This window comes from Herbidospora cretacea, assembly GCF_001570605.1.
Classification (GTDB): domain Bacteria; phylum Actinomycetota; class Actinomycetes; order Streptosporangiales; family Streptosporangiaceae; genus Herbidospora; species Herbidospora cretacea.
Window position 1 is genome coordinate 23,639 of sequence record NZ_BBXG01000030.1, and the last position, 22,003, is coordinate 45,641.

Genomic DNA, 22,003 nt, shown 5'->3' on the forward strand with positions numbered 1-22,003 from the left:
AGCCTGGATTGTTCAGAAAGAAACGCAGCAGATCGGCCCCGGCGAAGCCGTCGGGCCCGTGGCCGGACAGGCCCGCCGACGACATCCCCCAGATCGATCTCGGCGCGCCCGTCCCGTTCACCTCGAACCTGGCCCACTCCCCGCGGGGCACGTACACCAAGGAAGATCGGGACCAGGACAACTACGACCGCGACATGGACTTCTTCGAGACGCTCTTCCGGGCCTTCTACAACACCGAGACGGGGGAGCGGGACGACCGGCTGGGCACCGGCATCCTCTACGGCCTGATGAGCAGCGACAAGAAGGACTACGAGTACCTGATCGACACGGTCACCGAAGACCAGATCCAGGCCCTGATCGACGAGGGGGCCACCTCCGGCCGCTACCGCACGACCCCGCAGCTGTACGCGCCGGCCGAGGCGATGACGCAGGGCGACTACTGGCACCTCCAGAACGACCGCCACGTGTTCGACCCCACCCAGTTCGCGAAGCGGATGCGGCGGCTGGTCGTCAACGTCACCACCCAGGAGCACGCCCTCACCCTCGCCAAGGCGCTCACCCACCTCTTCGACGACCCCGACATGGGGCCGCTCTTCCACAAGCTGAAGGTGTTCCTGTCCACCGAGCCCACCGGCGACGACCTCGCCAAGAACGACAAACTCGTCCTCTACTACCTCCTCGGCGGCAACCCCGGCGACTTCACCGACTGGATGGGCGAGGCCCTGCTCGACCACATCGCCGCGAACCTGCCCCCCGAAGCGGGCAAGCTGGTGGCCAGCCCCTTCTACTCCCGGGTGGCCGAGGCCGTCTCGTGGTCGGAGGAGCCCGAACACCACATGCCCGGCGCGGAGGGGGTGAGCTTCACCGACAGCCGGGCCGCCGCCATCAAGAGAGTCCTCGACGACGCGGACGCCGAGCCCGTCACCAGCGGTGAAGACCTGGCCAAGCGGGTCTTCAGGGTCTTCGAGGAGATGGGCATCCCGTCGCTGGAACGCCACCGCCACCTGGATCCGAGCTAGCGGCCCAGGAACTCGGTCCGGCCGAAGAAGAACGCCACCTTCAGCCGGTCGGACCCGAGTTCCGCCGCCAGCTCGGCCACCGGACCCTCGACGGGCGCGGTTCTGCCGCCGTACTCGGCGGTGAACAGCGTGACCAGCCCCTCCTCCAGCCGCCCGGCCCGCTCCCGGAACCCCGGGTGGGCGAGCAGGTGCAGGAAGGCGTGGACCATCAGGTCCTTCTCCGCCGCCGGTACGTGCGCCTCCCGCCCCGGGCCGTGGGAGGCGTCCCGGGTGATCAGCTTTTTTATGCGTCCGGCCAGCTCACGGTCGGTCTCCAGCATCGTCGGGTCGCCGCCGAGCATCGTCACGTAGGCCGCCTGGGCCGCCTCGCCGCCGGGCAGTCCGCGCGAGTCGCGGACGCGGGAGCCGTAGTCGTAACCGTCGTACAGCGGGCCCTCGTAACGGCCGCCGGGGAACTCCGCGCGGAGCGCGGCCTGGATCGCCGAACCCAGAGCGGCGGCCTCGATCGGATCGAGAAACGTGTCCGGGGCCGCCGCGAGCCGCCGGTCGACCTCCCGCGAGACCCACGCGTGACCGGCCGGTTCGATCGGCCAGGCGACCGGCCCGGGAAGGGTGAGCGTGGTGGGGAACACCGCCTCGGTCCAGCCGCTCACGGCCAGCACCTCGCGCTCGAACGCGTCCTCGTTCGGCTCGGTGGAGCGGCGGGGGGCGTAGCCGATGAGCCGGGCCAGCGCCGGTCGCCGCTGGTAGTCGCCGGACTTCCGGGCGAGCAGGTGAAGGGCGTGGAGCAGCCAGGCCTGGGCGGGCAGAGCCAGCTGGGCGACGGTGGCCCACTGCGAACCGAACGGCGCGCCGGCCTCCGACAGCCGCGCCTCCAGGGTCCGGAACGCCGCTTCCGCGCCGCCGCGCAGGAGTTCGGCCAGGTCGTCGCCGGAGGAGCCGCGCTTGGTCTTGGTCAGGGTCATTTGTCGTCCTTCTTCTTCGGCAGGGCGATGTACGAGGTGTCGCCCAGGAAGAAGGCCAGGTAGCAGTTGGTGGTGCCGACGGTGGCCCGGATCTTCTCGGCGTAGACGCCCGCCGTGCCGTAGCCCGTCTTGACGTACTCCTCGTGGGGCTCGGGGAACGGCGGGTCCATGCCGAGGACCCTGCGGCCGAACTCCTCGTCGCGGGCGACCTCCTTCTCCAGCATCAGGAAGAGGTCCTTCGTGATCATGTCGGTGAAGCCCTCGGTCATCACCTGCTTGTAGCCGATCTCGCCGATCATCTCGGTGAAGTCGGGATGGGTGACGCGGTGCAGGAACTCGTGGATGATCGTGCGGGCCAGCCGCCAGCGCCAGGTGCCCCGGGCCGTCTGCTCCGGGTTGGGATAGAACGGCGGCACGCTGATCGTCTCGGTCTGGTGGTTGTGCGAGGCGGTGTTCGCCAGCAGCAGCTCGACCTTGGCCGCGGTCGCGCGGTCCTTGAGCATCTCCTCGTAGATGGACTCCAGCACCTCCTCGTCGCGCTGCCGCGAGGGGTCGAAGTCGCAGGCGGTGAACGGGGCGTTGTAGTTTTCGCCCCAGCCGACGATGGCGCCCCGGTTGCGCATCCAGTTCATCAGGCTGTCGTGGGTGACCTGCTTCTCGTGGGTGCTGCGCAGGCTGTCGGCGTACCGGAACCCCGAGTGGTAGGGGCTCTGGGTGTTGGCCAGCACGAAGAGCCACAGCTTGTCGCCCACGAACTTCTGGAGCAGGTCGGCCACACCCTTCAGCTCCTCGAAGTCGACCGGTTCGAGCTTCTGGTCCTTGGGCGGGGTCCACTGCTCGGCGAACCGGTCGAGGACCTTGCCGAGCTCCTCCTTCATGCTCCGGCGCAGCTCCTTCTCCTTGAGCGGCCCGATCGTGGACTCGTCGCTGTCCACCTTGGTCCGGCCGGGGAAGTAGAGCGGCCGAAGCCTCTGTACGGCATCCTCGCCCGGCCGCTCCCGGTTGAGCAGGTGCGCGGCCATCCAGCCGCCCCGCATCACGACCTCCCGCTCGAACGCCCCGTTCTCGTCACCGGGCAGGATCAGCTCCTTGGCCGCGACGGCGACCCTGACCAGGCCGAAGGCGATGCTTTCCCCCCAGAGGCCGAGCTCCCGCACCGTGGTGGCGTTGCGGGCGTACACGGTGAGCGCGTGCATCAGCCAGGTGAGCTGCGCGGGCTTCAACCTCTGCACCGCCCACACGCCGAAGTCGCCGCGGAGCCCGCCCGTGGCGAAGAAGAGACTCTGGACGTGCTCGGCGCGGGTGTCGTTCTCGATCGCCTTGGCCACCTCGGTGTAGTCGATGATCGCGACCAGCCCCGACCCCCCGACGACGTAGTCGGGCCGCCGTGACACCGGGTTCCGCGAGACGATCTGACGGTCGTCGTCGCCGGTCTTCTTCGGTTCCTCCTTGCGACCGCTCTGGTCGTCCTTCTCGGAGAGCAGGTCGCGCTGTTGGGGCTCGGTGCTGTTCCGTTTGCTCACATTGAGCGGGGCAGGGTCGTCTCCCGTCTGGGAGTCCTTCCTCTGCCTGTTCTTGCTGCCGGTGCGTTTGATCACTGCTTCTCCCTTGCGCCGCAGGCGAGGACCGTTCCAAGCCGGGCGGAGAAGCCGCCTGATGGCTGCGATCTTGGGTGTACGCGTACATGCTCCACCCCTGATCACAGCCGTCAAACTAACCAATAGGCGATATGTCCGTCGCTCACGCCTTGCCGCAGAGCGCCGTGACGGTCACCGTGACGTTGCCGTTGGTGTTGTTGACCGGGAACAGCACGCTGACCGCGTCATCGAGCGCCCCACCGGCCTGCGAGAACGGCCGCGCCCACGCGACGGAGTGAGGGTTGAGCAGCGGCACGAATTGAGCGGAGACCTGATAGTCCGAGTCGAACATGACCTTCCCGGCCGGGCACCGGGCGATCGTCGTGCCGGCCGTGTTGGCCGGATACTTATTGGTCGCCACGACCTTCTGCAACCCGGAGATCCCATCGACGCCTGGCACACCCCGCTCACCGGGCGGCCCCTGGAGTCCTTGCTGACCTGGGGAACCTTGCGGGCCGGGGGAGCCTTGGGGACCGGGTTCGCCCTTTGCTCCAGCGACGCCTTGTTCACCGGTTAGGCCCTGTTCGCCCTGGGGTCCTGCCGCGCCCTGCGGGCCGAGTTCGCCCTTCGCCCCGGCCGGGCCTTGCTCACCCGTCAGGCCCTGTTCGCCTTGCGGGCCGGGGTCGCCTTTCGCGCCCGTGAGGCCCTGCGGGCCAGGTTCGCCCTTCGTGCCATCGGCGCCCTGCTCACCTCTTGTGCCCTGTTCGCCCTGGGGTCCGGTGGCTCCTTGGGGGCCGGTCTTGTTCCAGGTGATCTCTCGGTAGCCCGAGGGGCAGGTGCCCACGGTGGGCGAGGTGGTCGGTACCGGGCGCAGCATCGTCTCCTCGATCGTGCCCGGTACGCGGAGGACCCCGTCGACGCCCACGCAGGCGGTGATCTGGGTGTCGTCGGCGACCGCGACCGCCACCCCGGCACCACCGGCGACCAGCCCGGCGGCGCTTCCCACGGTCAGCCACATGGCCCGTTCTCTCCGTCGACGCATGGCCATCCATCCCCTGTGAGAGTCAAGTCGGCGGCTCACGTTAGGGGGCGGCGGGGCGGGAGATCGTCCACCTGGCGGTGCCGGGAGGTCATCCGCCAGGTTGATCATCCGTCCCGGGCCTCCGGGACAGGTGTCAGTTCGGGGCCGAGGCGAGCTGGTCGCGCAGGCGGCGGCACTCGCGGGCGAAGCGGCTCCGGCCCCGGCCGGCGGCGTAGGCCGTGATCGCGGGGATCTCCTCGCGCGCGCCGACCCATGCCGCCACGTCGGTGGCGAAGACGATCGCCTCCGAGACCGGGGCGGGGATGCGCTCGCCGTCCCGGGGGATCAGCTGCGGCAGGAGCGGACGCAGGATGTCCCACACCTGGCGGGGCGCGCCCGCGTGGGCGAGCTCGGCCAGCGCCTCGAACAGCCGGTCGACCTTCAGGCACTCCCGCTGGAGCAGCACGCCGAAGTGCCTGCCGAGCGCCTCGGCCGGGAGCGCGTCGCGGGCGGCCAGGCTCAGCATGAGCTGGATCACCCGGTCGGTCGACACCGAGGACAGGAGGAGACCGAGGATGACGGCCGTCGCGTCACCCGTCGGACCGTCGGTGGCGACGATGTCCCGGACGGTGTTGACGGACATGGCCGGGTACTCCCACGACGCCATGGCGTAGGGCAGATAGTTGACCGACGCCACCTCCCGATGCGACGGCACGATCGAGGCATACCACTTCAGCAGGTCGTCGAACTCGCCATGGGTCCGCCCCTTCGGCGTCGCCAGCAGCACCTCGTCGATCAGCCGATGCCCTGTGGACGTCGCCGCCCGCAGCACCGGACGCAGTCGCCGGTCACCGGGGTAGGACATGGAGACCCACTCGAACCCGGCCACCGGGTCGGGCATGCCGTCACCGGCCAGCCACTCGGCCGCCGCGCGTCCCGCCGCCGAATCGACCTTCGCGGCGCGTCCGGCCGCCACCGGGTGGGCGCCTCTCGGCAGGCGCACCAACGCCTGGGCCAGGTCGGCCGGAAGCGGTTCGACGCCCGCCTCGGCGCAGGCCTCCAGCCGGTCGACCAGCACCTCCGGATCGAGATGCCCGTTGTCGAGCGTCGGCGTCGCCAGCAGAACGGGCGGCATCGCGTCGGCACGCAGCGCGCCGAGAAGCTCGTCGAACCGGTGGAGCAGGAACAGATGCAGCGGCGGCACCCGCCCCGCCTCCGGCAGCCGCCCGCCCCCCCGCCACACCTGCCCGGAATCGGCCCATGGCCCGGGCGGAAGTGCACGGCCCATGTGCGCGTGACTGAAGGAGGGGAAAGGCACGGGTCCGTCAATGAACTCCTCGACGAACTCCTCGACCTCCTCCTCGCCCTGGCTCAGCTCGTTGACGACGCCCGCCTCCGATCGGGCTTCATCCACGCCGTAGACGAGCCCCGGCGCGTCGATCGGCCAGTAAGCGGCAAGGCCAAGGTGCGAAACAGAGGTAACGGTCAGGCTCCAGCCATCCGCGTCGGTGTCGGTGTCGGTGTCGGTGTCGGCGTCGTCCTTGGCGGTGGAGTGGTGGCTGAGCGGGATGGTTTCGATTTGGGTGGTGTGGGGGCGGGTCGTTGCTGGCAGCGCCCGCAGGGTGTTCGGGTGTGGGCTGGGCGCGTAAGCCTCGGGGTCGGCGGAGAAGGCGACGATGTCTCCGGTGAACGTCCACCGGGTGGGGTCTGCCTTTCGGCGGCGCTTGGTGGCGATCAGGATGTGGTCGTGGTGGGCGTCTGGCTGCCACGTCATGGGCTTCGGCTGTTCCGTGGTCGCGCCCGGGGTGATCAGTTCGGCCGACAGGGCCTTGATCCAGTCGCGTGGGTCGGTCCACACGTCAGGGCGGAGAGACCACCTCGTGCGGTCCTGGCGGCGGTGGAGTTCCTCGCGCAGAGCCTCGCGGTCGCCCGTCGCGCGGGTGACGAACGCGGCCAGCCAGCGTTCGGCCGTCGTCCAGGCCCGGGTCGCCTCGATGGAGGTGGAGATCGTCGGCTCGGGGAACGGCCTCGGCGCGGCGACCTCCGGCAGCGGCGGGAAGGTCACGACGGGCCGGGGTTCCTCGGGCAGCTTCTCACCGCGGTAGTGGGCCGCCAGGCGGGCGTTCAGGCCGGAGGGCAGTGACTCGATCGCGTCGGCGACCAGTGAACCGTCGGGCACGTGCTTGATGGTGAGGAAGGCCGCCTTCGCCTGGACGTCGAACGACGTGTGCCCGTAGGCCGTCACCAGCGCCGGGACGAACTCCTCGGCCGCCGACGGGGTCCGCTTGAGCTCGGCGTCGAGCCACCGCAGCCCGGTCATGGCCAGTTTCGCCTCCTGGCGGAACACCAGCGCCTCGACCGCCTCGACCAGGTCGGCCCGGTCGATCGGGAACAGGCGTTTGACCTGCTTGGCGGCGAGTTCGGCCACCGTGCCGGGGGCCGCCGGCAGCAGACGCAGGTAGTCGCGGAGGCGGCCGGCGGTCTCCTCGGCAGTGGGGTCGAGGAGGTCGTGGAGGCGGACGAAGAAGCGGAGGTCCTGCGCCTCGCCGCCGCGCAGGAAGCGGCTGACGCAGCCGTCGATGGCCTGGTCACGGGGGAGTTCGTTGCGGACGCGGGCGAGCCAGCGGGTCGGGGCGGGGGTGAGCCTCTCGTCGCGCAGTTCGCGGCCCGCGCCTTCGGCGACGAAGATCCGGGGGAGGAGACGCGCGGTCAGCGGGTCGGCGGGGTGGGTCATCATCCGCAGCCAGGCGGTCACGAGCGGGTCGTGGTCGGGCGGCTCGGCGTCCGAGGAGCGCAGCAGCGCCACGGCCAGCGGCGCGAAGCGGTCGTCGGGGCGGCGGATGCGCCGCGCCAGCCGGGTGGCGACGTCGCGCCGCCACTCGATCGGCCGGGTCTCGGCGATCTGGACGGCGTCGGCGAGGTTGACGTCGACGCCCCAGCGGCGGTTGACGTCGCGGCTGGTGACGTAGGAGACGACGGCGGCCGGGCCGGTGATGGTGCCGAGGCCGGCGAGCAGCAGGGCGGCGGCCCGGCTGTCGAGCATGTCGTCGATCTCGACGCCCGTCTCCCACTCCACCTCCCAGTCGGGGTCCTCGCCCGCGAGCATCTCGTCGGCGAGGTCGGCCCGCAGCTCCTTCACCCGGCCGGGCAGCTCGCGGCCGATCTCGCCGCGCTCGGCCTCGGTCATGGCGAGCAGCCGGTCGCGCAGGTCGCGGATCCGGTTGTCCCTGATCAGCTCGACGATGTCGGTCACAGCGTGACCTCCACGTCGGCGTCGACGCGGGCGGCGATCCGGGCGGCCAGCACGTGTTTGCACGGCCCCCGCGACCCGCGATGGTCCCACCACCACGGGCAGGTGCACGACCCGTCGGTCAGCGACACCTCCCGCAGCCCGCCCGACGTGTGGACGGTCGCCGTCTCGCCGCTCAGTCGCACGGCGCCCGCCTCGACCAGGGCGCGGGCCGACGCCAGACGCGGGTTGAGCCGGGTGACGTGGACGCTGTCGTAGGGGAGCTCCCGGTGGAAGTGGGCCGCCTCGGACAGGTCGTAGCCGACGCGACCGGCCACCCCGAGCTGGGTGAGCGCCGCCTTGACCCGGTCGGCGGACAGGCCCGACCGGTCGGCGAGCAGGCCGATCTCGACCTCGGGCTCGAAGTTGAGCAGCATGCCGACCACGTCGGCGTCCTGTTCGGCCTGGTCGGAGGACAGGTCGTCGAGGACGGCCCCCTCGCCGGAGAACCCGCGCCAGCGCTCGGGCGACAGGGTCAGCGTGTAGCGCATGCCGGGCAGTTCGAGCTCCCACGCGCTGGAGGCGGCCTCCGTGGGGCCGTACACCCTGAGGGTCTTGGCGAAGCGGAGCAGCGGTAACAGGGTGGCGAGCCGGTGGGTCCCGCCCAGGTAGACCGACCCGGCCGTCTCGCGGTCGGAGACGCGCAGCTCACGGCCCGTCTGGATGACCCACACGTCGGCCCTCTTGGGCAGGCCGCGCAGGAACCGGACGGCGGACATCCCGGCCGACTCGCCCCGCTGGTCCATGCCGGCCGCGATGACCTGCACTTCGGCGAACCCACGCAGCCACCGCTCGGGCAGCGGCACCTTCTTCTCCACCACCGCGCCGTCGAACGTGGTCACCACCAGCTCGTCGGCCCCCACCCCGAGGTGGAGCGGGTCACGCCCGCCGACCCGCGCCAGCGCCTCGCGCAGCGGCGGGTTCACGTCGACGTTGGTGGTGCCCCGGTCGAACACCTCGCCGTCGAGCGCGCCGCCCAGCAGGTCGAGCTGGGCGTAGACCCCGCCGCACGCCGAGAACGACTCGAACCTCAACCGGTCGCCGTTGCAGGTGACGACCGGATCGCGCACCCAGCTCGGCCGCGCCTGCGCCTGGTGGTAGCGCGCCAGCGCGACGTCGGCCACCCCGAGCAGCGCCGCCGCCGCGGGCGCCGCCTGGGTCACCAGACCACTGAAGAATTTGGGGGCGACGGCCGGACCGGAAAGGGCCCGGCCGCCGGAGGTGGAGAGCCCGAGTCGCCCGTCGACGAGAGAGGAGGGCGCGGCGTAGCTGTACGCCTGCGTCGCTGAGGTCATGCCCCCGGACCCTAGGCACCCCGACCGACAAACCCACGAAACCCCAGGCCAGCACCGAGCTCCCGGCTCGCCCACGCCGCCGATGGGCGGGTTCTGGCCGAGGTCCCGCACCTCGACCCGGTCAACGTCACCGGTGAGAACCCGCAGGCCATCGCGGCCGAACTGGCGGCTCTGGCCGGAGTCGCCGACGCGCCCTGGCCGGCCTCGCGGGCCATGGCGATGGCCGTCGTCGAGGGCCGCACCGGAGCGCGGCTGGACCAGGACTGGTTCGACCGAACTCATCTGGCCGCCCTCATTGACGAGCCCGAATAAGCGCGCCGTCCCTTATCTCCGAATTCATCGAACCGGAAATGTCGGCACATAAGACGGAGCTCAAGACGAATTCATCTGACCCCGAGCACCTCTTGGCGGTTGAGCTAGTTTGGATGGCATACAGGGGAGGTCGGAATTGCAGCACATCCGTGTTTCCGACGCTGAGCGCGACCGCGCCTGCGCCATTCTGCGTGAGCACTACGCCGTCGGGCGGCTCGACGACCAAGAACTGTCGACGCGGCTCGCCGCCGCTCACACGGCTGTCACCTGGGGCGATCTCAACGATCTGATGTACGACCTGCCGGCGCTGCCCGGCATGCCCCTGGCCCCGGCGGCCTACCCGCCCCCGCCACAACCGGTCGCCTACGCGCCTCCGCCGGTCCACTATCCGCAGATGCCCCCACCGATGCCCGCGCCCGATCCGGGCAGGGGCTACCGGCTGGCCGCGGGGTTCAGTTTCGTCCTGGGGTTCGCGACCTTCGGCATCATGTGGATCCCGTCGGTGATCTTCGCAATCCTCGCCGCGAGGGCCAAGGAGCGCGGTCAGCGCGACCCGAACACCGTGCGGACGATCGCCGCCGTGACCGCGGCGGGGCTGCTGGCGGCGCTGGTGCTGCTGCCCGCCGGGTTCGACCGCGACGACGACGAGGGGCCGGGAGGGCGTGCTCCCATGGAGATGTTCGACCCGGCGCACAACGTCGTCCTGGAGGTCAAGGCCGATCAGCGGAGCGCCTCCGCCGCCGAGATGGTGGTGACCACGGACGACGAGGAGACCACTCAGGAGAACGTGCTGCTGCCGATCCGGAGACCCATCCACGTCGACAGCCTCGACGACCTGTCCCTCACCGTGACACCGGACGGCGATGTGCGACTGACCTGCCGGATCATCGTGGACGACACCGAGATCAAGGAAAGCCTGCCCAAGCGCGGAGAACCCTGCAAGGTCACTTACGACGACTGATCCCGACAACGGGTCAGCCAGCTGTCGATCTCGGCCAGCGGCGCCGGGTCGACCGCGTAGAGCCGTCTGGTCCCCTCGGCCCGCACGGTCGCGAAGCCGTTCTCGCGGAGCACGCGCAGGTGCTGGGACACCGCCGGCTGGGTGATGCCGAACTCCTCCTGGACGATCGCCCCCACCTCCCCGGCGGACTGTTCCCCGTCGGCGAGCAGTTCGAGGATCCGCCGCCTGACGGGATCTCCCAGGACGTCGAAAGCGTGCATGGCCACTACCTTATATAAGTGGCCACTGATATGAACCGCATGCCCTTCCCGGCCGAGCTGACCGACGCCCAGCGGCAGGCCGTCGACCGCATCACCGCGGGCCCGCGCGGCGGGATCTCCGGCCCGTTCGTGCCGCTGCTGCGCAGCCCCGAGCTGATGACCCGGCTCCAGCTCGTCGGGGAGACGATCCGGTTCGGCGGCGTGCTCGACGAGGACCTCGTCGAGGTGGTCGTCCTCACGGTGGCCCGCCACTGGGACCAGCCCTACGAGTGGGCCTTCCACCACCCGATAGCGCTGGCCAAGGGCGTGCCCCCGGAGGACGTCGAGGCCATCGCCCGCCGTGAGCGCCCGTCAGGCGACCGCATCGCCGCCCTGTGGGATCTCATCGACGAGTTGCAGCGGACCAAGGAGGTCGCCGACCCGACGTACATGACAGCGGTGTCGTTCTTCGGCGAGGAAGGGGTGGTGGCGGCGGTCGCGACGGCCGGCTACTACACGACGCTGGCCATGGTCATGAACACCGCGCGGACTCCGCCGCCGGAGGGCGGCGCCGCGCTTCAGTGAGGGGTGCCCGGCGGCCACACGCCGACGTTGAGGAATTGGTGGGCGTACGAGTACGCGACCAGCTGACTTCGGTTGGAGCAGGCGAACTGATCGAGGAGCTTGCTGATGCGTTCTGCCACGGTGTAGCGGCTGAGATGCATCTCGCGGGCGATCCGGGTGGTCGTGTAACCCCGGGCCAGCATGACGATCAGCCAACGGTCGCGATCATTTATCAGGTCGTCGTACGCAAGATCCATTCTGACTCCTCGCGTGATCGCTTGCTTGTCCGAGCGTAGGAATGCGCGCTTAACCGCCGGTATTGCGAGGCCTTGCGGCCGGTTTGCCCATCAGGATCGACGTGTAGAGCTGCTTGAGCACGGGGCTGGGGTCGATGCCCAGATCGGCCGACAGCCGGATGCGGACGGCCTCGAACTGCGCGAGCGCCTCGGGTGTCCGGCCGCAGCGGGCCAGCGCGGTCATCCGGGCGGCGATCAGGCGTTCCCTGGCGGGGAAGAACGGGGCCAGGTCGTCGAGGCGGTTGAGGACCTCGACGTAGCGGGCCCGTTCGATCTGGAGCTCGGCCCAGTCCTCGTTGACGGTCAGGTGGAGTTCGGTCATCCGGCCGACCGCGTGGTCGAGCAGCGGCACGCCGGTGAACTCGGCCAGCGGACGGCCCCGCCACAGGGCCAGGGCGCGGTCGAGCAGGGTCAGCGCCGCGTCGCCCGCGCCCCGGCGGCGCATCTCGCGACCGGCCGCCGCGAGGTCGCGGAAGCGCAGGAGGTCGAGCTCGTCGCGCTGGGCCTCCAGGCGGTAGCCCCAGCCCTCGAAGGTGATCCGATCGCCGAGGCGTTTGCGCAGCTCGGAGACGTACACCTGGAGGTTCTTGCGGGCCGTCGCCGGTGGGCGGCCGGACCAGAGGGAGTCGATGAGGTGCTCGGTCGGGACGACCTCGTTGGGGTTCGACAGCAGGATCGCGGCCAGCAGCCGGGACTTGCGGGCGCTGATGTGGACGGGCGTGCCGCCGGTGCGGATGTCGAGCGGGCCGAGCACGCGGGTGTCCAGGGCGGGCGCCCTGGTCGGGGCGCCGAGCAGCAGGAACCCGGTCAGGTCGATGCGGGTGGTGGCGCGGTGCAGGCTCCGGACCATCGCCAGGGTGGCCATCGAGACGTCGTCCACCCCGGCTTTCGACTCGAACCAGCGCCAGTCGCCGTCGGGGTTGACCTCCAGGAACACCGGGCCGTCGGTGGTGAGCAGGAAGTCGAAGGCCCCGTACCGCAGGCCCCACAGGTCGGCCAGGCGGGCCACCGCCTCGGCCACGTCGGCGGGGGCCGGGACCGGGGTCACGGTCACCGAGTCCTCGTCGCGCCAGATCGCGGCGGGTGACGGCTTCTCGACCTGGAAGGCCCTGACCTCGCCGTCCACGTGGTAGACCCGCAGCTCGGCGGTGTGCTCGACGTACTCCTGGACGATCATCGGCACGTCGCGCGGGTGGAAGGCGGTCCGGTCGGCGATCTCCGGGAAGACGCCTTCGAGCAGACCCGGTTCGGCCTCGACGAAGTGCCGGTTCAGCGCCTTGACGATCACCTTCCGGCCGGGGAACGGCGCGCCGGCGGGGTCGGTGGTCACGATCGTGCGCGGCACCCGGATGCCGGCCTTCGTCGCGCCGTCGAGCTGGGCCAGCCTGCCGGGGTCGAGGCCGTCGGGGATGCGTACCGAGGAGAGGGCCGTGACCTGGTCGACCAGGGCGACCCACGACTCGGCGCGGAACAGGGAATGGGCGTCGCCGCCCGCGTACATCCCGAAGTGACGCACCCAGGTCACCGTGGGCAGGATGCGGCGGCCGTCGATGGTGAGGGAGCCGTCTTCGTGGCGGGTCAGCGCCGCCACCGAACCGGCGTCGATGCGGACGCTCGGCACGCCCAGCGTGCGCAGGCCGCGTTGCAGACCGGCGAACTCCCCCATCCCCGCGCGGTCGGCCAGCACCACGCAGGGGAACGCGGTCCGGGGGTCGGTGTCGTCGGGAAGCCGCCAGTTCACGCCGTGCGTCGCCACCGGCATCCGCAGGGTGTACGAGCCCGTGTCCATGCGCCGATGGTGTTCTCATCAGGCCCGGCGGCACAATCAGGCCTCTGCCGTTCGGCATAAGCCCACTTTCGTGGGGTTGTCGGCCCTACTGATCACAAGCCCATACTCAAGCCACAACCCGCTCCGAGAGACAGAGGGTGGAGTATGGCCGTGTCGAGTGACGTGGTGACGGCCACGGGGCTGACCAAGCAGTACAAGGGAATGAGCCGGGCCGCGGTGGACGACGTGTCCTTCGACATCGCGCGCGGCGAGACCTGCGGACTGCTCGGCCCCAACGGCGCCGGTAAGACGAGCCTCATCAAATTGATCTGCGGTGTCACCGCTCCGACCTCGGGCGACATCCGCGTGTTCGGTGTCGACCCGATCCGCCAGCCGGTCGAGGCCAAGAGCGGCATCGGCGCGATGCACCAGACCGCGCCGTTCGACATGATGCTTCCCGCACTCGACAACCTGCACATCGCGGCCAAGTTCCGCGGCCTGAAGTGGCGCGCCATCGAGCCGTGGGCGATGGAGGTGGTCGAGTTCCTCGGCCTGACCGAGGCCCTCGACCGCATGTGCTTCCAGCTCTCCGGTGGCCAGCGCCAGCGCCTCCAGCTGGTCAGGGCCCTGCTCAGCATCCCCCAGCTTTTGATCCTCGACGAGCCGTCGGCCGGTCTGGACGTCGCCGGCCGCCGCCAGGTCGAGAAGTTCGTCACCTGGCTCCGCGAGGAGCACGGCGTCACCATCCTGTGGACGACCCACCACATCGAGGAGCTGGAGCGCAACTGCCAGCGCGTCCTGGTCATCAACAAGGGCCGGGTCGTGCGGTTCGCCAAGCCCCGCGAGATCGTCGAGGAGTTCGGCAGCACCCACGTCCAGGTCACCGTGGAGGACGCGCTGGCCAGGGAGATGGTGGCCGACTGGGCGCGCGGCGCCGGACACGAGACCTCGACCGGTGAGAACGAGGTGCGCATCCACGGGGCCAAGGCCCAGGAGGTGCTGCCCGCGCTCGCCGGGCTGGCCATCACGGGCGTCTCGACCGTGTCCGACTCGCTCGAAGAGGCGTTCCTGCGGATGACCGAGAAGGCCCCGGAGCCCGAGGAGGCGACGGCGTGAGCACCCCCACCGACCGGCTGACATTCCAGCACAAGCCGCCCGCGCCCGGGACCGCCCGGCAGGCCGACCTGGGGGCCGTGGTCTACCGCGAGTGGGCGCTGCTGGCCCGCAACCGGGTCTACCTGATCCTCGGCCTGGCCCCGATGCTCATCTACTTGCTGCTGGTCAACACCTCGCTGAGCAACCTGGTGCAGACCGTCGAGTACAAGGGCCTGGCCGTCGGGTTCGCGGTGTTCCTGCTGCCGATGACGCTGGGCATGTCGGTCGTCAGCGCGGCCGGCACCTCGGCCATGGCGATCTTCCAGGAGGAGATGAGCGGGGTGGCGACGCAGCTCTGGTCGTACCCGCTCAGAAGGTCCCGCTTCCTGATGGGCAAGATGATCGCCGGGGTGTCGCTGGTGCTGGGGCAGAGCCTGCTCGGCCTGGTCGCCGCCGTGTTGATCTTCGAGTTCCCGTTCGACCTGGAGGGCTGGCTGGCCCTGCTGGTGACGCTGGCGCTCGCCTCGCTGGCGATCAACGGGCTCTATCTGGCGGCGGCCATCACGGTCACCGACTACCAGGCCTTCATGGTCGGCTCGAACCTGTCGCTGCCGGTCCTCGTGTTCAGCGCGCCGTCGATGTACACCTACGACAGCATGCCGACGGTGCTTCAGTGGTTCTCCCACGTCAACCCGCTGACCTACGCCATCAACGGCATGCGTGACGCCAGCCTCTTCGGCTTCGGCGAGGCCGGGCGCGACATGGTCATCCTGGCCGTGATGGCGATCGTCGGCTACACGATCGGCGGCCGGGCGCTGCTGAGCCGGGCCCGCAACATCTGATCCCGAGGGGGCGAGACGATGTCCAGAACCACGTGGCTGCAGTCGGCCGCCGACGCCTCGAAGGTGCTGCTCCCCGGCACCGACCGGGCGGTCGGACCGGCCCGGACGCTGGAGATGGCCGGGCGCGCCGCCCCGCTGGTCGGGATCACCCGGGTGGCCGACATCACCCGGCTCGACCACATCGGCATCCCGACCTTCCAGGCGATCCGGCCGGCCTCGCGGACCCTGGCGGTCTCGCAGGGCAAGGGGGTCACCCCTGACCTGGCGAAACTGTCGGCGATGATGGAGTCGATCGAGCTCTGGCACGCCGAGCAGCCGATGGACGCGCTCACCGTCTCGCCCCCGAGGGAGCTCCACCTCGGCTACGACGTGAAGGCCCTGCCGCTGTCGTCGCCGACCATCCTGCACGAAGGGCTGCCCATCGCCTGGGTCACCGGCCGATCACTCGTCGACGGCGCGGAGACCCTCGTGCCGAGGGACACGGTCGCGTTCCGGCTCACCCGCAGGACGGGCTGGAACGCCCCGGTGTTCTTCGAGTCGACCAACGGCCTGGCCAGCGGCAACACCCTCGTCGAGGCCACCCTGCACGCCCTCTACGAAGTGGTCGAACGCGACGCGGTGACCGGCTGGCTGACCGGCAAGGACAAGGGCGAGATCGTCGACGCCCTGTCCATGGGCTCACCGGTCATCGACGTGCTGTGCGAGCTGATGGCCCGCGCCCGCGTCACGATGGAGTGCCGGGCGGTGCCCTCGCCCACCGGGCTGTCGGTGTTCGTCGTGCGGATCACCTGCGACGACTACCCGCCGCCCTTCATGGGCTACGGCTGCCACCTCAGCGCCGAGATCGCGCTGTCCCGGGCGATCACCGAGGCGGCGCAGTCACGGCTGGCCTACATCTCCGGCGCCCGCGACGACCTCAAGGCCGGAGCGCAGAAACAGCTCGCCACCGACTATCCGGCCCTGGTCGAGGGCGGCGCCGGGATCCAGGAGACGCCCGCGCGCGGCACCCTCGTCGACGACCTCGACGACGTCGTCAAACGCGCCGCCGTCGCCTTCGGGCACGCCCCCATGGTGGCCGACCTGACCCGCGCGGACATCGGGGTCCCGGTGGCCCGCGTGCTGGCCCCCGGCAGCCGCGTCATCCCGGAGGTGTTCTGACATGAAGGTCGTCGTCTACACGGGGCCGACCCTGTCGGCCGACGACGTGCACGCCGTCCTGCCCGAGGCCGTGGTCGTGCCCCCGGCCGCCCGGGGCGACCTGCTCAAGGAGGAGTGGAGCCGGGACGACACCGCCGTCATCATCGACGGCTACTACCGCGAGCGGCTCTCCGTCGGGCACAAGGAGATCCTCTGGCTGCTCAACGAGGGCGTCCACGTCATCGGCGCGGCCTCCATGGGCGCGCTCCGGGCGGCCGAGCTCTCCCCGTTCGGGATGAACGGGGTGGGCGAGGTGTACGAGATGTTCTCCTCCGGCGCGGTCGACGGCGACGACGAGGTCGCCGTGCTGCACGGCCCGGCCGAGCACGGCTACCGGGCGACCACGGTCGCCCTGGTCAACCTGCGGCACGGCGTCGCCCAGGGGACCGTCGACCCGGAGGCCGGGGCGCGGATCGTCGCCGCCGCCAAGGCCCGGCCGTTCACCCACCGGTCGTGGGAGGAGTTGCGCGACGCCCTCGATCCGGCCGACCGCGCGGCGCTGGCCGTGCTGAGAGACGAGAAGCACGACGTCAAACGGCTCGACGCCCTCGCCGCTCTGAATGAGGTCGGCGGCGAGCGGCCCGACGTCGCCGGGGCCTGGTCGGCCGACATCGCGCTGACCGGCATCACCCACTACGAGGCGCTGAAGTGGCGGGCGACCCGGGACCTCGACGTCATGAACGCCGCCCGGCTGTTCGCCCCCGAGTATCCGGACCTGCACGCCGCCGTCCTGGACGGCCTGCTGGCCGAGTTCGGCGGCGAGTCCTACACGCGCGAGAAGCTGGGGGTGTACGGCGACGAGCTGCCCCCCGAACTGGAGGCCTGGCTGGCCCCCGCCGAGCGGGACCTTCCCCTCGCCGAGCGGCTGAGGCTCGTCATGATCCGGGTCTGGCCCGTCTGGCAGTCGGAGGACTGGCGGCGGGCCGTGCTCGACCGGCTGCGCGCCCACCCGAACTGGGACGAGTGGTCCGGCCTGCTCGTCGCCGCCAAGCTCGCCCGCGCCACCACCAAGGCCGGCACTCCGCCGCCGGAGTTCTGCGCCCGGCTGTTCCTGCGCCACTGGAAGACCGCGACGCCGCAGGTCGAGATGGCCCGGCGCGGCTTCTACGGCATGGACGACCTCGGCCGCACCGTCATGCCGTTCTTCGCCCTGGACGCCCAGCGGAGACGCTGATGATCCCCCGGGCCGACCCGCACCCGGCGCTCCACCGGATGCGCGCCGGGACACCGGTCGTGCGGCGGAACGGGGCCTGGTACCTGACCAGGTACGCCGACGTGCAGCGGGCGCTGCTCGACCCGGCGATCGGGCGGCAGGTCACCGTGCACGAGGGCGTGGACGACCCGCTGGCCATGGTCCGGCGGAACATGTTCAACCTCGACCCGCCCGACCACACCCGGCTGCGGCGGCTGATGGCCCCGGCCTTCGGCCCGCGCACGGTCGCCCGGCTGGAGCGGCGGATCGACGAGATCGTGACCGAGCTGGTCGCGGGCCTGCACGGCGAGGTCGACGTCATCCAGCAGGTGGCGCTGCCCCTGCCGATCCTGGTCATGGCCGACCTGGTCGGCTTCCCGTCGGCCGACGCCGCGAAGCTGCGCGTCTGGAGCGACGCGATGCTGCGCAGCTACCAGGCGCCGCGCGTCAGGGCGGCCGGGCTGGCCTTCGTCCGCTACATCGAGGAACAGCTCGCCGAGCGCCGCGAGACCCCGCGCGACGATCTGCTGACCCGGCTTGCGCTGAGCGGCGAGCTCGACCACGAGGAGCTCGTGTCCAGCGTGTTCCAGCTGGTCATGGCCGGTGACGAGACGACGGTGAACCTGATCGGCAACGGGCTGCTGGAGCTGCTCCGGCACCCCGCGCAGCTGGCGCGGCTGCGGGCCGACCCCGGGCTGATCGGCTCGGCGGTCGAGGAGATGATGCGCTTCAACGGGCCGGTCGGGCACTCCCGGCCGCTCTACGCGCTGGCCGACGTGGCCTTCGGCGACGTGGTGATCCCGCGGGGAGACATGATCATCCCGGTGCTGCTGGCCGCCAACCGCGACCCGGCCGTCTTCCCCGACCCCGACGTGTTCGACATCGCCCGCACCCCCAACCGGCACCTCGGCCTCGGCCACGGCATCCACTTCTGCCTCGGGGCCGCGCTGGCGCGGCTCCAGGCGCGGGCCGCGATCGGCGCGCTGGTGCGGCGCTCCCTGGAACTGCTCCCGGGCGAGCTGGAGTGGACCCCCGACCTGTTCATCCACGGCGTGCGCCGCCTTCCCCTGCGAGTGGGCCCATGAAGAATCTCTCGGCCATGGCCTTCGGCTTCGCCGGTTCCCAGATCCTGTACGCCGCCACGAAGCTCGGCCTGCCCGAGGTGCTGGCCAGGGGCCCGATCACGGCAGACGCCCTGGCCGCACGGGTCGAGGCCGACCCCGATGCCCTGCGCCGTCTGCTGCGGGCGCTGGTCGTGCTGGACGTCGCCATCGAGATCCCCCCGGACCGCTACGCGCTGTCGGCCTTCGGCCAGCCGCTCCGGGAAGGTCACCCCCGCTCGATCAGGTCGAGCGTGCTGCTCCTCGGCGACCCGGCGACCTGGCAGGCCTGGGGCGCGCTGACCTCGGCGGTGCGGACGGGCGAGACCGCCTGGGACCACGTGCACGGCCGGCCGCTCTTCGAGCACCTCGCGTCGTCGCAGGAGCTGTCGGGGATCTTCAACACCGCCATGCGCGAGGGCACCGGGCAGGTCGCGGAGTTCGTGCGGATCCCCGGCAGGACCGTCGTGGACGTCGGCGGCGGGAACGGCACCCTGCTCGCCGCCATCCTGGCGAGGCACCCGGACGCGGAGGGTGTCCTGTTCGACTCGGCCGAGGGCACCGCCGACGCTCCGGCCGTGCTCAGGGACGTCGCCGATCGGTGCCGGATCGAGAACGGCGACTTCTTCGACGCGGTGCCCGACGGCGACGTCATCATCCTCAAGGGCATCCTGCACGACTGGGACGACGACACCTGCGTCCGCCTGCTGAGGGGTTGCCGCAAGTCGCTGCGGCCGGGCGGACGGTTGCTGGTCATCGAGCCTGTCATGCCCGGGAGTCTGTCCGCGCCCGAGGCGTCGGGGGTCGTGATGAGCGACATCGCGATGCTCGTCTACACCGGTGGCCGGGAGCGCACCCAGCCGGAGTTCGCCGCCCTCCTCGCGGCGGCCGGGTTCACGTTGACGCAGGTCAGCGAGCGGCTGGGCGGCTCGCCGATCCGCGTCGTCGAGGCCGCGGGCGACTGACCGCCCGGTTGACGCGGAGTGGGCGCTTGAGTATGCCCCCGGTGCGAGCGGCTCTCATGAGTAATCCGCCTGCTCTGGTGAGCCATTTGGTATGCGCGCATTCTGTGCCGGTGGCGGAAAAACGGTCAATTCAGGTAGTCAGGTGACACATCAGGCCGAATTGGCCCTCTCGGTCGAGACGATGCCCGTCAGGGTCGTCGTCGGCGAGCCGGACCGGGGGGCTCGGGCCAGGCTCAGAGGATCGCTGCACATGGGCACCGGCGTCCACGTCGTCGGCGAGGCCGGCGCCGGGACGCGGCTGAGCGACCTGGTGGCGCGGCAGCGTCCCCGGGTTGTCGTGGTCAGTGCCGCGCTGCTCGACGCCGGGGTCGACTTCGCCCTCGCGGTGGGGGCGCTGACGCGGTGCCGTACTCAGGTCGTGCTGGTCGCCGACGAACTCGACGAGGAGCTGCTCGGGCGGGCGCTCCGGGAGGGCGTGGGCGGGTTCGTCCACCGGGAGTCGCTGTTCGCCGAGATCGTGCCGGCGATCCGGCTCGTCGCGGCCGGGCACACGTTCATCTCCACCGCGATGATCACCCGGCTCCGCGACCGCATCGCGGGCGCGATGACCGGCGTCGACCATCACCTGGCGGCGCTGACCCGCCGGGAGGCCGAGGTGCTGGCCCTGGTGGCGACCGGGCTCTCGAACGCCCAGATCGCCGGCCGGCTCGGCATCGGCGCCGGGACCGTGCGGTCACACCTGGCCCGCATCCTGGGCAAGCTCCAGGCGGCCAACCGCGCCCACGCGGTCGGCATCGCCTACGAGCAGGGCTTCATCGGGGCCAGGCGAACTGGCTGATCGCCTGCTCGGACGTGAGCGGCTCCGCCAGGTCGCCGACCATGGCCTGGAAGACGGCCTGATGGTCGCGGACGGCCGGGATGAGGGCCTGAGCGTGGAACAGTTCGGCGGCGAGGCCCGGACTGCTCAGCACGGCCCGCCCGACCTTGGCGTTCCCGCGCCCCTTGACCGGCTCGGCCACCGCCATCCGCCACGACCGATCGGCCTCCTCGGCGACCGCCCGCTGGCTGGGGCCCTCCTTGGCGATCCTCAGCGCGGTCAGCGCGGCGACGGACATGCCGTGGGAGTAGACCGGGTTGACCATGACGACACTGTCCCCGACGGCCAGGAAGCCTGCGGGGAGCTTGGCGTCCTCGAAGTGGCGCCGCCGGTTGACGGTGTCATGACAGGGCCGGATCGGCCCGACCGGCTTCGCCTTCTCGATCAGGTCGGCGATGACGGGATCCCGGAGGCTCCTCGCGTAGTCGAGGAATCCTTCCTCGTCGAGGGGCGGGTCGCCGGTCATGGTGACGATCCACCGGTCGCCCTCGATCGGGAAAAGGGTGCCACCCCTGGCGGGGGTGTACTTGGGGTGGACCATCACCGCGGGGATGTCGCCGGGGCCTTCGTACAGGCGGGTGGCGTAGGAGACGCCGGAGGGAACCCTGACCTCCTCGACCAGAGGAACCCCGAGAGCGCTCAGCCAATTGAGCACCTGGGAGCGGCGCCCGGTGGCATCGACCACGAGATCCGCGTCGATCACCCCGTCCGGGGTGCGGACGCCGGTCACCTTCTCCGCGTCGCCGGTCAGGCCGACGGCACTGACGCCTTGGACGACCTCGACGTCGATGTGGCTTCTGACCACCTCGTCCAGGAGGGGGCGGCTGCAGGCGATGAGGTCGGCCTCGGTTTTGAACCGGTGGAACCAGCCCTCGCCGGAGAAGATCAGGCAGTCGCCTGGCATGTTGCGGCGGTGGGCGCCCGCGTCGAGCAGGTCGTCGACGACCCCCGGGAGGAGTTCGTCGAGGGCGCGGATGCCGCCCGTCATCAGCACGTGGTTGTGGTGGGACTGCGGAAGCCCCCGCCTCGGGCGGGGGCTCGCCGGGTAGTGGTCGGATTCGAGGACCACGACCTCGTCCGCGTGGCGGGTCAGCGCGGCGGCGGCCAGCACACCGGCCAGGCCGCCGCCAAGGACCACGGCGCGGGACATCACGCCTCTTCGAGGATCATGCCGCTCTCGACCATGGAGCCGATGAACTGGTTGACCTCGGAGACGATGCGGTGGCTGACCGCGTGGTTGCCGCGCGCGTAGGCCCGCGACATCGTCAGCGCGATCGGCTCGCGCTCACCGGTCTCCTCGACCAGGATCCAGATCTTCGAGCCGGTCTCGTTCAGCGTGTGGAAGTCGCCGGTCTCGGTGTGGTAAAGCGACACGCCGTCGGCGGTCTCCTGCCAGATGACGGCCTCGCTGATGGTCAGTGACATGATC

At 70.9% G+C, this 22,003-nt stretch carries 20 protein-coding genes; 10 read left to right on the top strand and 10 right to left on the bottom strand.

What is annotated here, in order from left to right:
• Nucleotides 1-8 precede the first annotated feature (8 nt).
• Nucleotides 9-1,019, top strand: coding sequence for a T3SS effector HopA1 family protein (locus tag AW270_RS35910; RefSeq protein WP_061300611.1), 1,011 nt, complete (start codon nt 9-11; stop codon nt 1,017-1,019).
• Here the strand turns inward: AW270_RS35910 and AW270_RS35915 are convergent.
• From AW270_RS35915 to AW270_RS35935, 5 genes are all read right to left on the bottom strand, one after another.
• Nucleotides 1,016-1,984, bottom strand: a complete 969-nt coding sequence (locus AW270_RS35915; RefSeq protein WP_061300612.1) for a hypothetical protein — start codon at nt 1,982-1,984, stop codon at nt 1,016-1,018. The genes AW270_RS35910 and AW270_RS35915 overlap by 4 nt on opposite strands.
• Nucleotides 1,981-3,582: a hypothetical protein gene (locus AW270_RS35920; RefSeq protein WP_061300613.1), complete on the bottom strand. Its 1,602-nt coding sequence runs from the start codon at nt 3,580-3,582 to the stop codon at nt 1,981-1,983. Before AW270_RS35920 ends, AW270_RS35915 begins: the two co-directional genes overlap by 4 nt.
• 142 nt (nt 3,583-3,724) lie before the next feature.
• On the bottom strand, nt 3,725-4,603 hold the full coding sequence (locus AW270_RS38265; RefSeq protein ID WP_218009434.1) for a collagen-like domain-containing protein: 879 nt from the start codon (nt 4,601-4,603) through the stop codon (nt 3,725-3,727).
• 133 nt (nt 4,604-4,736) lie between these two features.
• Nucleotides 4,737-7,835 (bottom strand): hypothetical protein, encoded by a 3,099-nt coding sequence (locus tag AW270_RS35930; RefSeq protein WP_061300615.1) that lies wholly within the window; start codon nt 7,833-7,835, stop codon nt 4,737-4,739.
• Entirely contained in the window at nt 7,832-9,166 is a 1,335-nt protein-coding gene (locus AW270_RS35935) for an SWIM zinc finger family protein (RefSeq protein WP_061300616.1), read from the bottom strand. Before AW270_RS35935 ends, AW270_RS35930 begins: the two co-directional genes overlap by 4 nt.
• A gap of 448 nt (nt 9,167-9,614) precedes the next feature.
• Here AW270_RS35935 and AW270_RS35940 point away from each other — a divergent pair, with 448 nt between their 5' ends.
• Nucleotides 9,615-10,439 (top strand): DUF1707 SHOCT-like domain-containing protein, encoded by an 825-nt coding sequence (locus AW270_RS35940; RefSeq protein WP_061300617.1) that lies wholly within the window; start codon nt 9,615-9,617, stop codon nt 10,437-10,439.
• On the opposite strand, the gene AW270_RS35945 is transcribed toward AW270_RS35940, so the two are convergent.
• Nucleotides 10,427-10,699 carry an ArsR/SmtB family transcription factor gene (locus AW270_RS35945; protein ID WP_082802116.1) on the bottom strand — a complete coding sequence of 91 codons (273 nt, stop codon included), beginning with the start codon at nt 10,697-10,699 and terminating at the stop codon, nt 10,427-10,429. The genes AW270_RS35940 and AW270_RS35945 overlap by 13 nt on opposite strands.
• A gap of 18 nt (nt 10,700-10,717) precedes the next feature.
• Between AW270_RS35945 and AW270_RS35950 the strand changes: the two genes are divergently transcribed.
• Nucleotides 10,718-11,263, top strand: a complete 546-nt coding sequence (locus AW270_RS35950) for a carboxymuconolactone decarboxylase family protein (protein ID WP_218009435.1) — start codon at nt 10,718-10,720, stop codon at nt 11,261-11,263.
• Here the strand turns inward: AW270_RS35950 and AW270_RS35955 are convergent.
• Both AW270_RS35955 and AW270_RS35960 read right to left on the bottom strand, forming a co-directional pair.
• A complete protein-coding gene (locus AW270_RS35955) occupies nt 11,257-11,499 on the bottom strand; it encodes a LuxR C-terminal-related transcriptional regulator (RefSeq protein ID WP_061300619.1) in 243 nt (80 codons plus the stop codon). The two genes, AW270_RS35950 and AW270_RS35955, sit on opposite strands and share 7 nt — an antisense overlap.
• A gap of 49 nt (nt 11,500-11,548) precedes the next feature.
• Nucleotides 11,549-13,327, bottom strand: coding sequence for a BTAD domain-containing putative transcriptional regulator (locus AW270_RS35960; protein ID WP_061300620.1), 1,779 nt, complete (start codon nt 13,325-13,327; stop codon nt 11,549-11,551).
• A 150-nt stretch (nt 13,328-13,477) separates the two neighbouring features.
• On the opposite strand from AW270_RS35960, the gene AW270_RS35965 reads away from it, so the two are divergent.
• The 7 genes from AW270_RS35965 (at nt 13,478) to AW270_RS35995 (ending at nt 20,535) form a co-directional block, all read left to right on the top strand.
• Nucleotides 13,478-14,422 carry an ABC transporter ATP-binding protein gene (locus tag AW270_RS35965; RefSeq protein WP_169807419.1) on the top strand — a complete coding sequence of 315 codons (945 nt, stop codon included), beginning with the start codon at nt 13,478-13,480 and terminating at the stop codon, nt 14,420-14,422.
• Entirely contained in the window at nt 14,419-15,243 is an 825-nt protein-coding gene (locus tag AW270_RS35970) for an ABC transporter permease (protein ID WP_061300622.1), read from the top strand. The genes AW270_RS35965 and AW270_RS35970 overlap by 4 nt, the downstream gene beginning before the upstream one ends.
• An 18-nt stretch (nt 15,244-15,261) precedes the next feature.
• The gene (locus tag AW270_RS35975; RefSeq protein WP_061300623.1) at nt 15,262-16,401 is read left to right on the top strand and encodes a YcaO-like family protein; all 1,140 of its coding nucleotides are present in this window, start codon (nt 15,262-15,264) and stop codon (nt 16,399-16,401) included.
• Nucleotide 16,402: 1 nt separating this feature from the next.
• Nucleotides 16,403-17,614, top strand: a complete 1,212-nt coding sequence (locus tag AW270_RS35980) for a TfuA-like protein (protein WP_061300624.1) — start codon at nt 16,403-16,405, stop codon at nt 17,612-17,614.
• On the top strand, nt 17,614-18,717 hold the full coding sequence (locus AW270_RS35985; protein WP_061300625.1) for a cytochrome P450: 1,104 nt from the start codon (nt 17,614-17,616) through the stop codon (nt 18,715-18,717). The genes AW270_RS35980 and AW270_RS35985 overlap by 1 nt, the downstream gene beginning before the upstream one ends.
• Nucleotides 18,714-19,697: a methyltransferase gene (locus tag AW270_RS35990; RefSeq protein ID WP_063819464.1), complete on the top strand. Its 984-nt coding sequence runs from the start codon at nt 18,714-18,716 to the stop codon at nt 19,695-19,697. Before AW270_RS35985 ends, AW270_RS35990 begins: the two co-directional genes overlap by 4 nt.
• 142 nt (nt 19,698-19,839) lie before the next feature.
• Complete coding sequence (locus AW270_RS35995) at nt 19,840-20,535, top strand: response regulator transcription factor (protein WP_169807420.1); 696 nt, start codon at nt 19,840-19,842, stop codon at nt 20,533-20,535.
• Here AW270_RS35995 and AW270_RS36000 read toward each other — a convergent pair.
• Entirely contained in the window at nt 20,510-21,724 is a 1,215-nt protein-coding gene (locus tag AW270_RS36000) for an NAD(P)/FAD-dependent oxidoreductase (protein ID WP_061300628.1), read from the bottom strand. The genes AW270_RS35995 and AW270_RS36000 overlap by 26 nt on opposite strands.
• Nucleotides 21,724-21,999: a PqqD family protein gene (locus tag AW270_RS36005; protein WP_061300629.1), complete on the bottom strand. Its 276-nt coding sequence runs from the start codon at nt 21,997-21,999 to the stop codon at nt 21,724-21,726. Before AW270_RS36005 ends, AW270_RS36000 begins: the two co-directional genes overlap by 1 nt.
• Nucleotides 22,000-22,003: the final 4 nt, after the last annotated feature.

Excerpts from the sequence above, each read along its gene's own strand:
- AW270_RS35915 (WP_061300612.1), bottom strand. The coding sequence starts at position 1,984 with ATGACCCTGACCAAGACCAAGCGCGGCTCCTCCGGCGACGACCTGGCC.
- AW270_RS38265 (WP_218009434.1), bottom strand. The coding sequence starts at position 4,603 with ATGCGTCGACGGAGAGAACGGGCCATGTGGCTGACCGTGGGAAGCGCC.
- AW270_RS35935 (WP_061300616.1), bottom strand. The coding sequence starts at position 9,166 with ATGACCTCAGCGACGCAGGCGTACAGCTACGCCGCGCCCTCCTCTCTC.
- AW270_RS35945 (WP_082802116.1), bottom strand. The coding sequence starts at position 10,699 with ATGCACGCTTTCGACGTCCTGGGAGATCCCGTCAGGCGGCGGATCCTC.
- AW270_RS35955 (WP_061300619.1), bottom strand. The coding sequence starts at position 11,499 with ATGGATCTTGCGTACGACGACCTGATAAATGATCGCGACCGTTGGCTG.
- AW270_RS35960 (WP_061300620.1), bottom strand. The coding sequence starts at position 13,327 with ATGGACACGGGCTCGTACACCCTGCGGATGCCGGTGGCGACGCACGGC.
- AW270_RS35975 (WP_061300623.1), top strand. The coding sequence starts at position 15,262 with ATGTCCAGAACCACGTGGCTGCAGTCGGCCGCCGACGCCTCGAAGGTG.
- AW270_RS35980 (WP_061300624.1), top strand. The coding sequence starts at position 16,403 with ATGAAGGTCGTCGTCTACACGGGGCCGACCCTGTCGGCCGACGACGTG.
- AW270_RS35985 (WP_061300625.1), top strand. The coding sequence starts at position 17,614 with ATGATCCCCCGGGCCGACCCGCACCCGGCGCTCCACCGGATGCGCGCC.
- AW270_RS35990 (WP_063819464.1), top strand. The coding sequence starts at position 18,714 with ATGAAGAATCTCTCGGCCATGGCCTTCGGCTTCGCCGGTTCCCAGATC.
- AW270_RS36000 (WP_061300628.1), bottom strand. The coding sequence starts at position 21,724 with ATGTCCCGCGCCGTGGTCCTTGGCGGCGGCCTGGCCGGTGTGCTGGCC.
- AW270_RS36005 (WP_061300629.1), bottom strand. The coding sequence starts at position 21,999 with ATGTCACTGACCATCAGCGAGGCCGTCATCTGGCAGGAGACCGCCGAC.